Origin of the sequence: Anaerobacillus sp. MEB173, from assembly GCF_052119505.1 — a bacterium.
Taxonomy (GTDB): Bacteria; Bacillota; Bacilli; order Bacillales; family JBJMAU01; genus JBJMAU01.
In genome coordinates this window covers 17,430-36,150 of sequence record NZ_JBJMAU010000019.1, presented here as the reverse complement: position 1 = coordinate 36,150, position 18,721 = coordinate 17,430, and the positions used below count along the sequence as shown (strand labels likewise).

Sequence of the window (18,721 nt, the reverse complement as noted above, 5' to 3'; positions counted from 1 at the left end):
CCTCCTTCTCTTTAAACTTATACACCTTCAAAGAATTCTAATTCTTTACTCTCTGGTGTTAGAGTGACAATCGCTTTTTTACGTTTGCTCGTATAGCCTGTGTGACGACCGAAACGTTTGAATTTACCTTTGTAGTTCATTGTATTAACATTAGCAACTTTCACTTCAAAGATTTCTTCGATTGCATCTTTGATTTCTGTCTTGTTTGCTCGTGTATCTACTTCGAACGTGTATTTCTTTTCAGCCATTAGGTCTGTTGAGCGTTCTGTGATTACGGGGCGCTTAATTACGTCACGTGCGTTCATTACGCTAGCACCTCCTCTACCTTTTGCACTGCATCTTTAGTGATCACTAATTTATCATGCTTTAATACATCAAGTACATTAACACCATCAGCAGTAACAAAAGTTACTCCAGGGATGTTACGAGCAGATAAAGCAACTGAATCATTGTAATCAGCTGTTACAACTAGTGCTTTGCGATCAATGTTAAGATCAGCTAGGATTTTAACCATTTCTTTTGTCTTAGGAGCTTCTAATGTTAGAGCCTCTAACACAACAATTTCTTCTGCTCTTACTTTTGAAGAAAGCGCAGATTTAATTGCTAAACGACGAACTTTCTTAGGTAATTTGTAGCTGTAGCTACGTGGTGTTGGTCCAAATACAGTTCCTCCACCAACCCATTGTGGCGCACGGATTGTACCTTGACGAGCACGTCCTGTACCTTTTTGACGCCATGGTTTACGTCCTCCACCACGTACTTCAGAACGACCTTTAGTATCGTGAGTTCCTTGACGTAAAGAAGCTTGTTGCATGATAACCGCATCATGTAAAACACTTTCGTTTGGCTCGATTCCGAACACTGAATCATTTAATTCAATATCGCCTACTTGTGAGCCAGTTTGATTAAATAATGTTACTTTAGGCATGAGTGATCCTCCTTTCTTCTATCTTAGTTCGCTTTAATCGCACTACGAACAGATACATAACTCTTCTTAGCTCCAGGAACATTTCCTTTTACTAATAATAAGTTGCGTTCTGTATCAACTTTTACGATTTCAAGGTTTTGTACAGTGATTTGTTCTCCACCCATACGACCAGGTAATGCTTTACCTTTGAATACACGGTTTGGAGCAACCGGTCCCATTGAACCAGGACGACGATGATAACGTGAACCGTGAGACATTGGTCCGCGTGATTGGTTATGACGCTTGATCGCACCTTGGAATCCTTTACCTTTTGAAATTCCAGTAACGTCTACGACATCACCTTCACTAAATACGTCAACTTTGACTTCTTGACCAACTTCGTAATCCGCCATTGATACTCCGCGAACTTCTTTAATGTAGCGCTTAGGAGTAGCATTTGCTTTTCCAGCGTGGCCTTTCTCAGGCTTGTTTTGGCGAGATTCTTTTTTGTCATCAAAACCTAATTGGATTGCTTCGTAACCGTCTGATTCCACACTCTTCTTTTGTAATACAACGTTTGGTGCAGCTTCGATTACTGTTACAGGAATAACGACACCATTTTCAGCAAATACTTGAGTCATCCCTAATTTCTTTCCTAAGATTCCTTTGGTCATGAGTCACACCTCCTATTAATTCTTAATTTATTATTTTTGCCATTATTTAAGTTTTATTATTAAAGTTTGATTTCGATATCTACACCAGATGGTAAGTCTAAACGCATAAGCGCATCAACTGTTTGTGGTGTTGGGTTAACAATATCGATTAAACGTTTATGCGTGCGCATTTCAAACTGCTCACGAGAATCCTTATATTTGTGTACCGCACGAAGGATTGTGTAAATTGATTTTTCAGTCGGTAGCGGAATTGGTCCAGATACATTTGCACCTGATCTTTTCGCTGTATCAACAATCTTTTCTGCAGACTGATCTAGAATTCTGTGATCATAAGCTTTTAAACGAATGCGAATCTTTTGTTTTGCCATTGTAGCCCCTCCTTTATCGTCCATTTTCAAAATAGACATACTCCGTGGAAATTTCCTCACCCCGCCATGGCAAAGGGGCCGGGTGTGTCAGCAACCTTCCACATCATCGATGTCAAAAACCAACATTCACTAGTATACAATAAAACTAGTTCAAAAACAAGTATTTGTTTTTATTGTCGGTCGCACTTTTACTATTATATAGACCCTTATACATAAATGCAAGTCACTATTTCAATTTCTATATATTTCATTGTATACATACTGTAACCAGTATGGTCAAAATAACAAATATATAAAAGCACTCTTAGAATACATTTCAAATGTTGCTGGGTCTGCTTATCAAAATGAATAACAGCCTACCATTGATATCTACTTTCTTCTATATAAATCTAACTTTTAACTCTCAACTATTGATTATTTTCGAATTGAACAAAAAAACAAGCATCTCGATTAAATCAAGATGCTTGTTTGTGATTTTAAAAAATTAATTACTCAGTGATTGAAGCAACAACGCCTGCTCCAACTGTACGTCCACCCTCACGGATAGAGAACTTTGTTCCATCTTCGATAGCGATTGGAGCAATTAGTTCTACAGTCATTTCGATGTTGTCACCAGGCATTACCATCTCAACGCCTTCTGGAAGTTGGATGATTCCAGTTACGTCAGTTGTACGGAAGTAGAACTGAGGACGGTAGTTTGAGAAGAATGGAGTGTGACGTCCACCTTCTTCTTTTGAAAGAACGTAAACTTCAGCTTTGAACTTTGTGTGAGCTTTAACAGTACCTGGCTTGATAAGTACTTGTCCACGTTGGATGTCATCACGAGATACACCACGTAGAAGTGCTCCAATGTTGTCTCCAGCTTCAGCATAGTCAAGAAGCTTACGGAACATTTCAACACCTGTTACAGTTGTTTTCTTAACTTCTTCTTCTAAACCAAGGATTTCAACTTCGTCTCCAACTTTAACTTGTCCACGCTCAACACGTCCAGTAGCAACTGTACCACGACCAGTGATTGAGAATACGTCCTCTACTGGCATCATGAATGGCTTGTCAGTTTGACGCTCTGGAGTTGGGATGTAGCTATCAACAGCATCCATTAGCTCGATGATTTTCTCTTCCCAAGCAGCATCTCCTTCAAGAGCTTTAAGAGCAGAACCTTTGATTACAGGAATGTCGTCTCCAGGGAAGTCGTATTCAGAAAGAAGGTCACGAACTTCCATTTCTACTAATTCAAGTAACTCTTCATCGTCTACCATGTCACATTTGTTCATGAATACTACTAGGTAAGGTACACCTACTTGACGAGAAAGTAAGATGTGCTCACGAGTTTGTGGCATTGGGCCGTCAGCAGCAGATACTACTAGGATACCGCCGTCCATTTGTGCAGCACCAGTGATCATGTTTTTAACGTAGTCAGCGTGTCCTGGGCAGTCAACGTGCGCATAGTGACGAGCATCAGTTTCATACTCAACGTGTGCAGTTGAGATTGTGATACCACGCTCACGCTCTTCTGGAGCACCATCGATAGCGTCATATGCCATTGCAGTACCTTTACCTGATTTCTTAGCAAGAACTGTTGTGATAGCAGCAGTTAATGTCGTTTTACCGTGGTCAACGTGTCCAATTGTACCAATATTGGCATGTGTCTTGGAACGATCAAATTTTTCTTTTCCCATGAGTAAATTCCTCCCTTAAATACAATAAATAATTTTATGGTCAGAAAGGCGATATTTCATTAATAAATAACACCTTTCTTAGCTTACAATAAAACTTTCTTCTACACAATAATAACCGTATTATTGTCCAGTTTGTTTCTTGATAATTTCTTCTGCTAAGCTCTTAGGTAATTCTTCGTAGTGATCAAAGTGCATAGAATATGTTCCACGACCTTGTGTACGAGAACGTAATGAAGTTGCATATCCGAACATTTCAGAAAGTGGAACCATTGCACGAACAACTTGTGCGTTACCGCGAGCTTCCATTCCTTCTACACGTCCACGACGAGATGTTACGTCACCCATAATATCTCCCATGTACTCTTCTGGAACTACAACTTCTACCTTCATGATTGGCTCAAGAAGTGCAGGATCACAATGTGACTTTGCATTCTTTAATGCCATTGAACCAGCGATTTTGAACGCCATCTCGTTCGAGTCAACATCATGGTATGATCCGTCAAAGATTGTTGCTTTAAGATCCAATAGAGGGAATCCAGCAAGCATACCATTTTGCATTGACTCTTCGATACCAGCTTGAACAGCACCAATATATTCACGAGGTACTACCCCACCGACAACTTTGTTTTCAAATACAAATCCTGATCCTTCTTCAAGTGGTTCGAATTCAATCCAAACGTGTCCATATTGTCCACGTCCACCTGATTGACGAACGAATTTACCTTCAACCTTAGCCGCTTTACGAATTGTTTCACGATAAGCTACTTGAGGCGCACCAACATTTGCTTCAACTTTGAATTCACGGCGCATACGATCTACGATGATATCTAGGTGAAGTTCACCCATACCAGAGATGATCGTTTGTCCAGTTTCCTCATTCGTTTCAGTACGGAATGTTGGATCTTCTTCAGCAAGTTTCGATAACGCCATACCCATTTTATCTTGGTCAGCCTTTGATTTAGGTTCAACTGATAATGAGATAACTGGCTCAGGGAATTGCATTGACTCAAGAATAACAAGATTCTTTTCATCACATAAAGTATCACCAGTTGTTGTATCTTTAAGACCAACAGCTGCAGCGATATCTCCAGAATATACAATTGAAATCTCTTCACGAGAGTTAGCATGCATTTGCAGGATACGACCTACACGCTCACGCTTGTCCTTCGTTGAGTTTTTCACGTAAGATCCTGATTGTAGTGTACCAGAATAAACACGGAAGAACGTTAACTTCCCTACATACGGGTCAGTCATAACTTTAAATGCTAATGCAGCAAATGGCTGATCATCACCAGATTTACGAGTTACTTCTTCTTCTGTATCAGGTACGATACCTTTGATATCCGGCACATCAGTAGGAGCTGGCAGGTAATCAAGAACTGCATCTAACAGTATTTGAACACCTTTGTTTTTAAATGCTGATCCACAAAGTACTGGATAGAATTCAACATTACAAGTACCTTTACGGATTGCTCCTTTGATTTCATCAATAGTTAGATCTTCGCCTTCTAGATACTTCATCATTAACTCTTCATCAAGCTCCGCTACCGCTTCAACAAGACTTGTATGTAGCTCTTCAGCTTTTTCTTTGTATTCTTCTGGAATTTCTCTTGCTTCTGTACGAGTACCAAGATCATCCTCGTAGAAATATGCTTTCATTTCTACTAGATCAATAATACCATTGAACTCATCTTCCGCACCAATTGGTAATTGAATTGGATGTGCATTCGCACCTAAACGCTCGCGAATAGTCCCAACAGAATATAAGAAATCGGCACCCATCTTGTCCATTTTGTTTACGAATACAACACGCGGTACACCGTATGTAGTCGCTTGACGCCATACAGTTTCCGTTTGTGGTTCTACACCAGACTGCGCATCTAATACAGCAACAGCTCCGTCTAATACACGAAGTGAACGCTCTACTTCAACTGTAAAGTCTACGTGACCAGGTGTGTCAATGATGTTGATACGGTGACCTTTCCATTGAGCAGTTGTCGCAGCGGAAGTGATTGTAATCCCACGCTCTTGCTCTTGTTCCATCCAGTCCATTTGTGAAGCACCCTCATGTGTTTCACCAATTTTGTGGATACGGCCTGTATAGAAAAGAATACGCTCAGTACAAGTTGTTTTACCAGCATCAATGTGTGCCATGATCCCGATATTACGAGTCTTTTCTAAGGAGAACTCTCTTGCCATGGTATCTTTCTCCTTCCTGTTTCGAAAGTTTTTTTATTGAGCCATACCTCAAGACGTTTAGCTTATTCGGCTAAACGTCTATCGGACTTATTGTGGCTTATAATTATCATTTTCATAACTATAAAAGTTATAAATTTCATCCTACCAACGGTAGTGTGCGAACGCTTTGTTTGCTTCAGCCATACGGTGAGTGTCTTCACGCTTCTTCACTGATGCTCCAGTGTTATTAGCAGCATCCATGATTTCGTTAGCAAGACGCTCTTCCATAGTTTTCTCACCACGTAGACGAGAATAGTTAACTAACCAACGTAGGCCTAATGTTGTACGACGTTCTGGTTTTACTTCAACCGGTACTTGATAGTTTGCTCCCCCAACACGACGAGCTTTAACTTCTAGTACTGGCATGATGTTTTTAAGTGCTTGTTCAAACACTTCCATCGGATCGTTCCCAGTACGTTCTTTCACCATATCAAATGCATTATATAAAATCGTTTGTGCTACACCACGTTTTCCATCAACCATAATACGGTTAATTAAACGAGTAACCAATTTAGATTTGTAAATTGGATCAGGTAATACATCACGACGAGTAACTGGTCCTTTACGAGGCATTATTTCCCCTCCTTTCAATATTTAAACGAGTTTTATTATTTTTTAGCTTCTTTAGGTCTCTTTGTTCCATACTTAGAACGACCTTGCATACGGTTTTGAACTCCTGCAGTATCAAGCGCTCCACGAACGATGTGGTAACGTACCCCTGGTAAGTCCTTTACACGACCGCCACGGATAAGAACAACACTGTGCTCTTGAAGGTTGTGACCGATACCTGGAATATACGCAGTAACCTCAATACCATTTGTTAAACGAACACGCGCATACTTACGAAGAGCTGAGTTCGGCTTTTTCGGTGTCATTGTACCAACACGTGTACATACACCACGTTTTTGTGGTGAAGATTGGTTTGTTTGCGCCTTCTTAAAGCTGTTATACCCTTTGTTTAATGCAGGTGAATCTGATTTCTTCACTTTCGCTTTACGACCGTGACGAATTAACTGATTAATTGTAGGCATTTTATTTCCTCCTTCCATCTATCATTTCAAGACCACTGAGCCAGGTGGTTCATTTAAATGTAAAAGTAAAGTTTTTGCCAAGGGGAGCTCTCCCCGTTGGCAAAAACACACTAATTTGTAATCGCTACTGTTGCGGCTCCTACGTCAATTCCACATGCTTTCCCAAGCTTTTTCATAGAATCGACTTTTGTTATTGGGATGCCTTTCGTTTGTGCTAACACTAGCACTTTATGAATTATGCGATGATCTGCATCATCAGCGATAATAACTTCTTGAACAATCCCATCGTCCAGCGCTTTTATCGTTTGTTTCGTACCAACGATTATACTTTGAGCCTGCGTTACTTTTTCATAAGACATTATCTCATCCTCCAAAGTTACAGGTATCTCGGACGCGCACTCAAATATAATATCATTCAGTTACACCTGTGTCAATACTATTTTCTATTCTTTTATAACTTCTGCTTCTACAATGACATCTGAATAGTCATCAAGCTGCACTTCTGCTTCATTTTCCATTGAAAGACTTAAATTACGGTATCTTGTCATTCCAGTACCTGCAGGAACTAACTTACCGATAATAACATTTTCTTTTAACCCGAGTAATTCATCTCTCTTACCTTTAATTGCTGCATCTGTAAGAACACGGGTAGTTTCTTGGAATGATGCTGCAGATAAGAATGAATCAGTCTCCAACGATGCTTTTGTAATACCAAGTAACACCGGGCGTCCCGTTGCCGGATTTTGTCCTTTATTAAGGACACCTTTATTCGCATCATTAAAGTGTTGGATTTCGATAAGTGAACCTGGTAAGACATCTGTATCCCCTGCATCAACGACTCGAATTTTACGAAGCATTTGACGAACCATTACTTCAACGTGCTTATCACCGATTTCTACCCCTTGCATACGATATACTTTCTGTACTTCACGAAGTAAATAGTCTTGAACGCCTTGAACACCTGTGACTTTCAACAGTTCTTTCGGGTCAATCGAACCTTCTGTTAACTCTTGACCTGCACGAACTTCCTGATCAATCGCCACTTTTAGACGAGCGCCATAAGGAATTGGATATGAACGGTTTTCCATCTCGCCTTGAATAACGATTTCTTTCTTGTCATTCACCTCATGGACATCTAGGACTTTTCCGTCAATTTCCGAGATAACAGCTTGCCCTTTGGGGTTTCTAGCCTCAAACAATTCCTGGATACGCGGAAGACCCTGTGTAATATCGTCCCCGGCTACCCCACCTGTATGGAAAGTACGCATCGTTAACTGTGTACCTGGCTCACCGATTGATTGAGCAGCAATAATTCCTACTGCTTCTCCTACTTCTACATCGCTTCCTGTTGCAAGGTTGCGGCCATAACATTTCTTACACACACCATGGCGAGTATCACACGTAAATGCTGAGCGGATTGTTACTTCTTCGATACCTCTATCAACGATATCGCGAGCTAGATCCTCAGTGATTAATTCATTCTTCGCTACAATGACTTCAGCTGTATCTAGGTCTCTAATCGTTTTAAATGCTACACGACCTACTAGACGATCGTAGAGATTTTCAATAACTTCATTACCTTCTTTAATCGCAGCTACTTCTAAGCCGCGATCGGTACCGCAGTCATCTTCACGGATGATTACATCTTGAGCAACATCAACAAGACGACGAGTTAAGTAACCTGAGTCTGCTGTTTTAAGAGCAGTATCAGCAAGACCTTTACGAGCACCATGTGTCGAAATAAAGTACTCTAATACAGTAAGACCCTCACGGAAACTGGATTTGATCGGTAATTCAATAATACGTCCAGATGGGTTCGCCATTAAACCACGCATACCAGCTAATTGCGTAAAGTTCGAGGCGTTACCACGCGCTCCAGAGTCACTCATCATGAAGATCGGGTTACGTTTATTTAATGATTTCATTAGCTTGCCTTGAATAACATCCTTTGCAGAGCTCCAGATCGCAATAACGTGATCATAACGTTCCTCTTCCGTGATTAAACCACGACGGAACTGTTTTACAATTCGTTCAACCTTAGCTTCTGCTTCAGCAAGAACCTCCTGCTTCTCAGGTAATACAACAATATCAGCAACACCAACAGTAATCCCTGCTTTTGTTGAGTATTTAAATCCGAGACCCTTCATGCGGTCAAGCATTTTGGATGTTTCCGTAATCTTAAAGATTTTAAATACTTCCGCAATAATGTTACCTAGGAAGCCTTTCTTAAATGGCGCAACCTCTTCACTCTCAGCAAACACCTTCTTCACATCAGTCCCTCTAGGAACAATGTATTTTTCAGGTGTTTCATGCTGTAAGTTTGTCATTGTTGGCTCATTGATATATGGGAATGACTCAGGAAGAATTTCGTTGAAAATTAACTTCCCTACCGTTGTTAATAACAACATAGTATTCTGTTCCTCTGTAAACGTTGTTTTCCCAAGTGACGCAACAGGGATGGCAATGCGGGTGTGTAAATGCACATAACCATTTTGATAAGCAATTAACGCTTCATTTGTATCTTTGAAAATAGAACCTTCACCAACTGCTCCTTCACGTTCCATCGTTAAATAGTAGTTACCTAATACCATATCCTGAGATGGAGTAACAACCGGTTTCCCGTCTTTCGGGTTAAGAATGTTTTGCGCTGCCAGCATTAATAATCTTGCTTCAGCTTGAGCTTCAGCCGATAAAGGTACGTGAACCGCCATTTGGTCACCATCAAAGTCAGCATTATACGCTGTACATACAAGTGGGTGAAGCTTAATCGCGCGCCCTTCTACCAGTGTAGGTTCAAAGGCTTGAATCCCTAATCTGTGCAGTGTAGGGGCACGGTTTAATAGTACAGGGTGCTCTCTGATTACTTCTTCAAGGACATCCCATACTTCAGGCTGAACACGCTCTACTTTACGCTTTGCACTCTTAATATTGTGTGCCAATCCTTGACTCACAAGCTCTTTCATAACAAACGGTTTAAACAGCTCTAAAGCCATTTCTTTCGGAAGTCCACATTGATACATTTGCAAATGAGGACCTACAACGATAACCGAACGACCAGAGTAGTCTACACGTTTACCCAAAAGGTTTTGACGGAAACGACCTTGTTTCCCTTTTAACATATGTGATAAAGACTTTAACGGACGATTACCAGGACCAGTTACCGGACGACCTCGTCTACCATTATCAATTAAGGCATCAACAGCTTCTTGCAGCATTCTCTTTTCATTTTGAACAATGATATTTGGAGCACCAAGGTCTAATAGACGCTTCAAACGATTATTACGGTTAATAACTCGACGATAGAGATCATTTAAATCCGAAGTAGCAAATCTTCCACCATCTAACTGAACCATTGGACGCAGCTCTGGTGGAATAACTGGTAGGACATCAAGAATCATCCAAGAAGGCTCATTACCAGAATTACGGAACGCTTCTAACACTTCAAGACGTTTAATAGCACGTGTACGTCGTTGTCCTTGTGCAGTTAACAATTCTTCTTTTAAAATTTCTACCTCTTTATCAAGGTCAATATCACTTAATAACTTCTTAATCGCTTCTGCTCCCATTTGAGCAGTAAAAGAACGACCATACTTTTCACGATAAGCACGGTATTCTTTTTCCGATAATAATTGTTTTGTTTCAAGAGGAGTATCTCCTGCCTCTGTTACTACATATGAGGCAAAATAAATCACTTCCTCTAATGAACGTGGAGACATATCTAACACTAGACCCATTCGACTTGGTATTCCTTTGAAGTACCAAATGTGAGAGACTGGGGCAGCAAGTTCAATATGCCCCATACGCTCACGACGGACTTTCGCTCGAGTCACTTCAACACCACAACGGTCACAAACAACACCCTTATAGCGGACACGCTTATATTTCCCGCAATGACATTCCCAGTCTTTCGTCGGACCGAAAATACGTTCACAGAATAAGCCGTCCTTTTCAGGCTTTAATGTACGATAGTTAATCGTTTCTGGTTTTTTTACTTCACCACGAGACCATGAACGGATTTTGTTTGGCGAAGCTAGACCAATTTTCATATATTCAAAATTATTAACATCTATCAAGGGGCCTACCTCCCTTTCATCTTCAGGTTCTACCCTTATGCATTCGATTCATTCGTGTCAAGATTAAGGTTTAACTTTTCGTTCGCTTGTTCATCATCATCGTCTAGTTCACGCATTTCAATCTCTTCTTCATTACTTGAGAGCATTTTGACATCCATACCTAGACTTTGAAGCTCTTTAATTAATACTTTAAATGATTCTGGAACACCTGGTTCTGGAACGTTTTCACCTTTTACAATCGCTTCATATGTTTTCACACGACCAACAACATCGTCTGATTTCACTGTTAGAATCTCTTGTAACGTATACGCTGCACCATAAGCCTCAAGTGCCCATACCTCCATCTCACCAAAACGCTGACCACCAAATTGAGCTTTACCACCAAGCGGTTGTTGCGTAACAAGTGAGTAAGGACCAGTTGACCTCGCATGAAGTTTATCGTCAACCATGTGTGCTAGCTTAATCATGTACATGATTCCTACTGAAATACGGTTGTCAAATGGTTCTCCAGTTCGACCATCATAAAGGATGGTTTTTCCGTCACGGGCCATCCCAGCTTCTGCAAGCGTATCCCACACATCTTCTTCACGCGCACCATCAAATACTGGTGATGCAACATGAATTCCAAGTTTACGAGCAGCCATACCAAGGTGTAATTCAAGCACTTGTCCGATATTCATCCTTGATGGAACCCCTAATGGATTTAACATGATATCAATCGGTGTACCGTCTGGTAAAAATGGCATATCCTCTTCCGGCATAATACGGGAGATAACCCCTTTATTACCGTGACGTCCGGCCATTTTATCCCCTTCATGGATTTTACGTTTCTGAACAAGATATACACGCACTAATTGGTTTACACCAGGAGGCAATTCATCGCCGTCTTCACGGTTAAACACTTTAACATCAAGGACAATTCCATCGCCGCCATGAGGTGTACGCAGTGACGTATCACGTACTTCACGAGCCTTCTCACCGAAGATAGCATGTAAGAGACGCTCTTCCGCCGTTAGCTCTGTAACCCCTTTAGGTGTTACTTTACCAACTAAAATATCTCCATCTTTTACTTCAGCGCCAACACGGATAATTCCACGCTCATCCAGATTACGTAGTGCATCTTCCCCTACGTTCGGAATGTCACGCGTAATTTCTTCAGGACCTAACTTCGTATCACGAGCCTCTGACTCGTATTCTTCAATATGAACAGACGTGTAGACATCGTCTTTTACAAGGCGTTCACTTAAGATGATCGCATCTTCATAGTTATAACCTTCCCATGTCATGAAGCCTACAAGGACGTTACGACCTAATGCCATTTCCCCTTGTTCCATTGACGGACCATCCGCTAGGATTTCTCCCTTTTCAACGCGGTCACCTTCACTGACGATAGGGCGTTGATTGTAACTTGTTCCTTGGTTTGAACGAATAAACTTCGCACAATTGTAACGATCAAGATCACCTTTCACTTCATTCCCATCAACTTCTTCAATACGACGAACTAGGATTTCACGCGCTGTTACACGTTCAACGATCCCTTTCGTCTTAGAGACAACAGCTGCACCAGAGTCTTTTGCTGACACGTGCTCCATTCCAGTACCAACAAGGGGTGCTTCAGGTACAAGTAGCGGAACTGCTTGACGTTGCATGTTCGCTCCCATTAAGGCACGGTTTGAGTCATCATTTTCTAAGAATGGAATACAAGCAGTCGCTGAAGAAACAACCTGTTTTGGAGATACGTCCATATAGTCAATTCGTTCACGAGGAACAATTGTGTTTTCTCCACGGAAACGAGCGATAATATTATCATCAATAAACGAACCATCATCCGCTAGCTTCGCATTTGCCTGGGCAACAACATAATTATCTTCTTCATCTGCAGTCAGATAATCGATTTGAGCTGTGACCTTGCCTGTTTCAGGATCTACACGACGGTATGGCGTTTCCATAAAACCAAACTCATTTACTTTTGCATACGTAGAAAGTGAGTTAATTAACCCGATGTTCGGTCCCTCTGGCGTTTCAATCGGACACATACGACCATAGTGAGAATAGTGAACGTCACGCACTTCGAAACCAGCACGCTCTCGTGTTAAACCACCAGGTCCTAATGCTGATAGACGTCGTTTGTGCGTTAATTCAGCTAATGGGTTCGTTTGATCCATAAACTGTGATAACTGCGAACTTCCAAAGAACTCTTTAATCGATGCGATAACAGGGCGGATATTAATAAGCGCTTGTGGTGTAATTGTATTTGCATCTTGGATTGACATTCTTTCACGAACGACACGTTCCATCCTTGATAAACCAATACGGAATTGATTTTGCAGCAATTCACCAACAGAACGTAAGCGACGATTTCCTAAATGGTCAATATCATCTGTATCTCCTACACCATGTAAAAGATTAAAGAAGTAGTTAATCGACGCAATGATATCAGCAGGTGTAATATTTTTAATGCTTCGATCAACAACACCATTCGAAATAACCTTTATCGGCTGCTCATCTTGGTCTCCAGGAGGATAAATCAAGATTGATTGTAATTCTACATCCTGATCTTCGATGACGCCTCCTGATAAACGCACATGGCGGAATCCGACGTTATTTTCTAAATTAGGTAAAATTCTATCTAATAATCTACGGTCTAATACCGCACCTTGTTCTGCTAACACTTCACCTGTTTCCGGATCAATGAGCGTTTCAGCTAATCGTTGATTGAATAGGCGGTTTTTAATATGAAGCTTTTTATTAATTTTATAACGTCCTACATTAGCAAGGTCATAACGCTTTGGATCAAAGAATCGTGATTCTAAGAGACTTTTTGCGTTATCAACGGTAGGCGGCTCGCCTGGACGTAAACGCTCATAAATTTCTAATAGAGCCTTTTCTGTACCATCTGTATTGTCTTTCTCTAAGGAGTTTCTTAAGTATTCATCTTCTCCTAATAGATCAATGATCTCTTGATCAGATCCAAATCCTAACGCACGTAAAAGAACCGTTACAGGTATTTTCCTTGTACGATCAATACGAACATAGACAATATCTTTCGCATCAGTTTCAAGTTCTAACCATGCTCCACGGTTTGGAATAACGGTAGCGGTAAATCCTCGCTTCCCGTTTTTATCAATCTTTTTACTATAATATACACTTGGAGAGCGTACTAGCTGAGAAACAATAACACGTTCTGCTCCATTAATCACAAAAGTACCTGTCTCAGTCATTAATGGGAAGTCTCCCATAAATACTTCCTGCTCTTTAACCTCACCAGTTTCTTTGTTAATAAGGCGCACTTTTACACGTAATGGTGCTGCATATGTAACATCACGTTCTTTCGATTCCTCTACTGAGTATTTAGGCTCACCTAAACTGTAATCAATAAATTCTAATACTAAATTCCCTGTAAAATCTTGAATTGGAGAGATGTCCTGAAACATTTCTCTTAATCCCTGATCAAGAAACCATTGATAAGAAGCCGTTTGAATCTCAATTAAGTTTGGAAGCTCCAATACCTCTTTGATTCGTGCATAACTTCTACGTTGGCGGTGGCGTCCATACTGAACTAGTTGACCTGTCAACTGATTCACCCCTCAAATCTAGCGTTTTAATAAAATCTCAAAGTTTTTTCAATACTAATCCAACCAAAGAAGAACCTTCTTTAAGCCAAAAGAAAAAATGGTTTCCTTTATCAAAAAACCACATTTTCAAATTTATCCAATATTGATTGTATTAGTTTGCCCAATTTTTGTTTTTTTATACATATAGCACTAAAAGTCATAAATTCTGAAAGTATATTGACAAACAAAAAAAGTTGCGTTCTGAAAATGGTATTCATACGCATTAAATAATGCTATCACAATAGACACTTCCAGTCAACAACTTTGTCAAGTCTTTTTTTATAATTAGTAAATTTTTTCAATCCTAAGTTCTTCTATACCCTCTTCACGGATCGAATAATATAATAGCCCTTATCTTTTATAACAACTTCTACTTCAGCAAATAATGACTTTAACTTCTCGATTGCCGATGGTGCACCTTGTTTCTTTTGAATAACGATCCAAAGTTCACCATTTAGAGCTAAATGCTGATAAGCCTCTTCGAATAATTGGTGAACAACTTTTTTCCCGGCGCGTATCGGTGGATTAGATAGTATGCTAGCAAAATCTTTTTTCTGAACTTGTTCAAATAGATTGCTTTTCTGGATCATAACATTGTTCACTTGATTAGCTTTCGCATTCTCCTTCGCTAATTCGAGTGCTCTTTCATTGACATCAATCATCATAACTGTTCGTTTAGAGTCCTCTTTAGCTAGAGCTATTCCAATCGGTCCATATCCACAACCAACGTCGAGAATATCACCCGTTTGTTCCGGAAACTGAAAGGTTTCAATTAATAACCGACTACCAAAGTCTACTTCTTTCTTTGAAAAAACGCCTCTGTCCGAAGTGAAATGGTATGTTTCCCCCCTTAAAGTAAATGTCCAAGTTTGTTGATCACTTTGAACAGTTGGTTTATCAGAATAATAATGGTCTGCCATAATTCTACCCTCCTACTCTATTTATACTATCCGTAAATAACAAAAAATAGAGCCTAGCATAGTAAAAAAAGCTCGCTAAATAGCGAGCTTTTTTCGTATCATTACTTAACTTCTACAGAAGCTCCAGCTTCTTCAAGTTTAGCTTTCATTTCTTCAGCTTCTTCTTTTGCTACGCCTTCTTTGATTGGAGCAGGAGCGCCATCAACAAGAGCTTTAGCTTCTTTTAAGCCAAGACCAGTGATTTCACGAACAACTTTGATTACGTTGATCTTAGATCCACCAGCAGATGCAAGAATTACGTCGAATTCAGTTTGCTCAGCAGCGCCACCAGCAGCAGCTCCACCAGCTACAGCTACAGGAGCAGCAGCAGTTACACCAAACTCTTCTTCAATTGCTTTAACTAAGTCGTTAAGTTCTAAAACAGACATTTCTTTAATCGCTTCAATAATTTGCTCTTTACTCATTTTTAAATCCTCCTATTAAATAGTTTCTTTTATTTTAAATTCCGACAAGATTAAGCACCTTGTTCTTCTTTTTGTTCAGCAACAGCTTTTGTAGCCAATGCAAAGTTACGCATTGGAGCTTGAAGAACGCTAAGCAACATAGAAAGAAGTCCTTCGCGAGAAGGTAGTTCAGCAAGTGCCTTCACTTCTTCTACTGATGTTACACGACCTTCAATAACACCTGCTTTAATTTCTAAAGCATCATGTTCTTTAGCGAAATTGTTAATAATTTTCGCTGGTGCAACAACATCTTCATCATTACTGAATGCAATCGCAGTTGGACCAACTAAAGTTGCGTCTAACTCAGTAAGTTCAACCTCTGCAGTCGCACGACGAGTCATTGTGTTTTTGTAAACTTTGAAATCAATGTTTGCTTCACGTAGTTGTTTACGAAGTTCAGTTACTTCAGCAACGTTTAATCCACGGTAGTCAACAACGATTGTTGATTTACTTTCACGAAGTTTATCAGCGATTTCAGCTACTAATTGTTGTTTTGTTTCACGTACGCTCATCCTTACACCTCCTATGATATATCTACCATACCGCAAGGCGATCTTCTATAAGAAAAGCCTCCATGCATAGACATGGAGGCATAATAGTATTAGATCAACTATTACAAACCTCGGTAGGAAATTAAGCATTCCTGCACCTACTGTCTACGGTATGAAAATTATTATTTAATTAACACAAGGGTTAGTATATCTAAAATATCAGTTAGAGTCAACTGCCATTATTTTGTAGCGCTAGCAACATTTACCTTAACACCAGGGCCCATTGTAGATGCAACAGCAACATTCTTCATGTATGTTCCTTTTGCAGCAGCAGGCTTAACTTTCACTAGTGTTTCGATGATTGTTTTGAAGTTTTCAACTAACTTCTCAGTTTCAAAAGAAACTTTACCGATTGGAGCGTGGATGTTTCCTGCTTTATCAACACGGTATTCAATCTTACCAGCTTTAATTTCGTTAACAGCTTTCTCTACTTCAAATGTAACTGTTCCTGTTTTAGGGTTTGGCATTAAACCTTTTGGTCCTAATACACGACCAAGCTTACCAACTTGTCCCATCATATCTGGAGTCGCTACAACTACATCAAACTCAAACCAACCTTGGCTGATTTTGTTAATGTAATCTTCATCTCCAACGTAGTCTGCACCTGCAGCTTCTGCTTCTTTCGCTTTCTCACCTTTCGCGAAAACAAGCACACGTTGTGTTTTACCTGTTCCGTTTGGAAGAACAACTGCACCACGGATTTGTTGGTCAGCTTTCTTCGGATCTACGCCTAAACGTACTGCAACTTCAACTGTTTCATCAAAAGATGCAGTCGCTGTTTTCTTCACAAGTTCAATTGCTTCTGTAACATCATATGCAGTTTCGCGGTCAACAAGCTTCACTGCTTCTTGGTACTTTTTACCTTTTTTAGCCAATTTCATTTCCTCCTTGATTGTGGTTTTTACGGTTAAACCTCCCACTAATAAAGGTTGCGAACCCAATGACTTAGGTAAGGATACTCTCCTTTACTCGCAACCTCTGACAAAAACACTTTCAACAATTAGTCTTCGATAACAATACCCATGCTTCGGGCAGTACCTTCAACCATACGCATAGCTGACTCAACAGTAGCAGCGTTTAGGTCTGGCATTTTTGTTTCTGCAATCTCACGTACTTTATCACGCTTAACTGTAGCAACCTTGTTACGGTTTGGTTCACCAGATCCTGACTCAATACCAGCTGCTTTCTTTAGTAATACAGCAGCTGGTGGAGTTTTAGTGATAAATGTAAACGAACGGTCTTCGAATACCGTAATTTCAACCGGAATAATTAGACCAGCTTGATCAGCAGTACGAGCATTAAACTCTTTACAGAACCCCATAATGTTAACTCCAGCTTGTCCTAGTGCAGGTCCAACTGGGGGTGCTGGGTTTGCTTTACCAGCAGGAATTTGTAATTTTACCATTTTAATTACCTTTTTAGCCACGCGACACACCTCCTTAGTCCGTGATGTGGTTAACCGGGTCAATGACCCTCCCACTCAACCTAATCTCTATTTGTAGATAAGGTATATTTGTTTTTGATAACTTTCTTATCAAACATAAAGATTCTACCACTTTTAAAAAATGATATCAAGTCTTTTTCAAATTAGATTTTTTCCACTTGTGTGAAATCCAATTCTACCGGGGTCTCACGCCCAAACATATTGACATGAACCTTTATTTTCCTTTTGTCAATTTGAATATCTTCAATCGTGCCGATGAAGTTAGCAAAAGGTCCCTCTTTTACTTTTACCGACTCTTTCAATTCAAAGTCGATATCAGCTTTCGGTTCTTCTACACCCATTTGTTTCAAGATATTTTCAACTTCTTCAGGTAATAGAGCTGTCGGCTTGGAACCTGCACCTGCAGATCCGACAAACCCGGTTACCCCAGGTGTATTACGTACAACATACCATGAATCATCAGTCATGACCATCTCTACTAGGACATAGCCAGGAAATACCTTTTTTACAACAGACTTGCTTTTTCCATTCTTCACTTCAGTCTCTTCTTCAACTGGAACAAGAACACGGAAAATTTTATCGGTCATTTCCATTGATTCGACACGCTTTTCTAAATTTGTCTTTACTTTGTTCTCGTATCCAGAATACGTATGAACAACATACCAGTTTTTTTCCATGTCGATTAGGACAAAAGTTGTCCTTCCCTCCTCTTTGGATAA

The 18,721-nt window shown here is 40.1% G+C and carries 17 protein-coding genes and 1 other annotated feature; all 17 genes read right to left on the bottom strand.

Annotated elements, in window-relative coordinates:
- Positions 1-17 precede the first annotated feature (17 nt).
- Complete coding sequence (gene rplW, locus ACJ2A9_RS20435) at positions 18-305, bottom strand: 50S ribosomal protein L23 (protein ID WP_441423547.1); 288 nt, start codon at positions 303-305, stop codon at positions 18-20.
- Positions 305-928: a 50S ribosomal protein L4 gene (gene rplD / locus ACJ2A9_RS20430; RefSeq protein WP_441423546.1), complete on the bottom strand. Its 624-nt coding sequence runs from the start codon at positions 926-928 to the stop codon at positions 305-307. Before rplD ends, rplW begins: the two co-directional genes overlap by 1 nt.
- Positions 929-951: 23 nt before the next feature.
- Entirely contained in the window at positions 952-1,581 is a 630-nt protein-coding gene (gene rplC / locus ACJ2A9_RS20425; RefSeq protein ID WP_441423545.1) for a 50S ribosomal protein L3, read from the bottom strand.
- A 59-nt stretch (positions 1,582-1,640) separates the two neighbouring features.
- The gene (gene rpsJ, locus ACJ2A9_RS20420) at positions 1,641-1,949 is read right to left on the bottom strand and encodes a 30S ribosomal protein S10 (RefSeq protein ID WP_441423544.1); all 309 of its coding nucleotides are present in this window, start codon (positions 1,947-1,949) and stop codon (positions 1,641-1,643) included.
- Between the two features lie 488 nt (positions 1,950-2,437).
- On the bottom strand, positions 2,438-3,628 hold the full coding sequence (tuf, locus tag ACJ2A9_RS20415; RefSeq protein ID WP_441423543.1) for an elongation factor Tu: 1,191 nt from the start codon (positions 3,626-3,628) through the stop codon (positions 2,438-2,440).
- 120 nt (positions 3,629-3,748) lie between these two features.
- Entirely contained in the window at positions 3,749-5,827 is a 2,079-nt protein-coding gene (gene fusA, locus ACJ2A9_RS20410) for an elongation factor G (protein ID WP_441423542.1), read from the bottom strand.
- 141 nt (positions 5,828-5,968) lie between these two features.
- Positions 5,969-6,439, bottom strand: a complete 471-nt coding sequence (rpsG, locus tag ACJ2A9_RS20405) for a 30S ribosomal protein S7 (protein ID WP_441423541.1) — start codon at positions 6,437-6,439, stop codon at positions 5,969-5,971.
- Positions 6,440-6,474: 35 nt separating this feature from the next.
- Positions 6,475-6,897 (bottom strand): 30S ribosomal protein S12, encoded by a 423-nt coding sequence (rpsL, locus tag ACJ2A9_RS20400; protein ID WP_441423540.1) that lies wholly within the window; start codon positions 6,895-6,897, stop codon positions 6,475-6,477.
- Between the two features lie 110 nt (positions 6,898-7,007).
- Positions 7,008-7,256, bottom strand: a complete 249-nt coding sequence (locus tag ACJ2A9_RS20395) for a 50S ribosomal protein L7ae-like protein (RefSeq protein ID WP_441423539.1) — start codon at positions 7,254-7,256, stop codon at positions 7,008-7,010.
- An 84-nt stretch (positions 7,257-7,340) separates the two neighbouring features.
- Positions 7,341-10,970 (bottom strand): DNA-directed RNA polymerase subunit beta', encoded by a 3,630-nt coding sequence (rpoC, locus tag ACJ2A9_RS20390; protein WP_441423538.1) that lies wholly within the window; start codon positions 10,968-10,970, stop codon positions 7,341-7,343.
- Between the two features lie 35 nt (positions 10,971-11,005).
- Positions 11,006-14,545: a DNA-directed RNA polymerase subunit beta gene (rpoB, locus tag ACJ2A9_RS20385; protein WP_441423537.1), complete on the bottom strand. Its 3,540-nt coding sequence runs from the start codon at positions 14,543-14,545 to the stop codon at positions 11,006-11,008.
- Between the two features lie 353 nt (positions 14,546-14,898).
- Complete coding sequence (locus tag ACJ2A9_RS20380) at positions 14,899-15,504, bottom strand: class I SAM-dependent methyltransferase (RefSeq protein ID WP_441423536.1); 606 nt, start codon at positions 15,502-15,504, stop codon at positions 14,899-14,901.
- Between the two features lie 101 nt (positions 15,505-15,605).
- Positions 15,606-15,968 carry a 50S ribosomal protein L7/L12 gene (rplL, locus tag ACJ2A9_RS20375; protein ID WP_441423535.1) on the bottom strand — a complete coding sequence of 121 codons (363 nt, stop codon included), beginning with the start codon at positions 15,966-15,968 and terminating at the stop codon, positions 15,606-15,608.
- Between the two features lie 50 nt (positions 15,969-16,018).
- On the bottom strand, positions 16,019-16,519 hold the full coding sequence (gene rplJ, locus ACJ2A9_RS20370; RefSeq protein WP_441423534.1) for a 50S ribosomal protein L10: 501 nt from the start codon (positions 16,517-16,519) through the stop codon (positions 16,019-16,021).
- A 41-nt stretch (positions 16,520-16,560) separates the two neighbouring features.
- Positions 16,561-16,687, bottom strand: a sequence feature (ribosomal protein L10 leader region).
- A gap of 50 nt (positions 16,688-16,737) precedes the next feature.
- Positions 16,738-17,478 (bottom strand): 50S ribosomal protein L1, encoded by a 741-nt coding sequence (gene rplA / locus ACJ2A9_RS20365; protein WP_441423533.1) that lies wholly within the window; start codon positions 17,476-17,478, stop codon positions 16,738-16,740.
- 80 nt (positions 17,479-17,558) lie between these two features.
- On the bottom strand, positions 17,559-17,984 hold the full coding sequence (rplK, locus tag ACJ2A9_RS20360; protein WP_441423532.1) for a 50S ribosomal protein L11: 426 nt from the start codon (positions 17,982-17,984) through the stop codon (positions 17,559-17,561).
- Positions 17,985-18,145: 161 nt separating this feature from the next.
- Positions 18,146-18,679 carry a transcription termination/antitermination protein NusG gene (gene nusG / locus ACJ2A9_RS20355; protein WP_441423531.1) on the bottom strand — a complete coding sequence of 178 codons (534 nt, stop codon included), beginning with the start codon at positions 18,677-18,679 and terminating at the stop codon, positions 18,146-18,148.
- Positions 18,680-18,721: the final 42 nt, after the last annotated feature.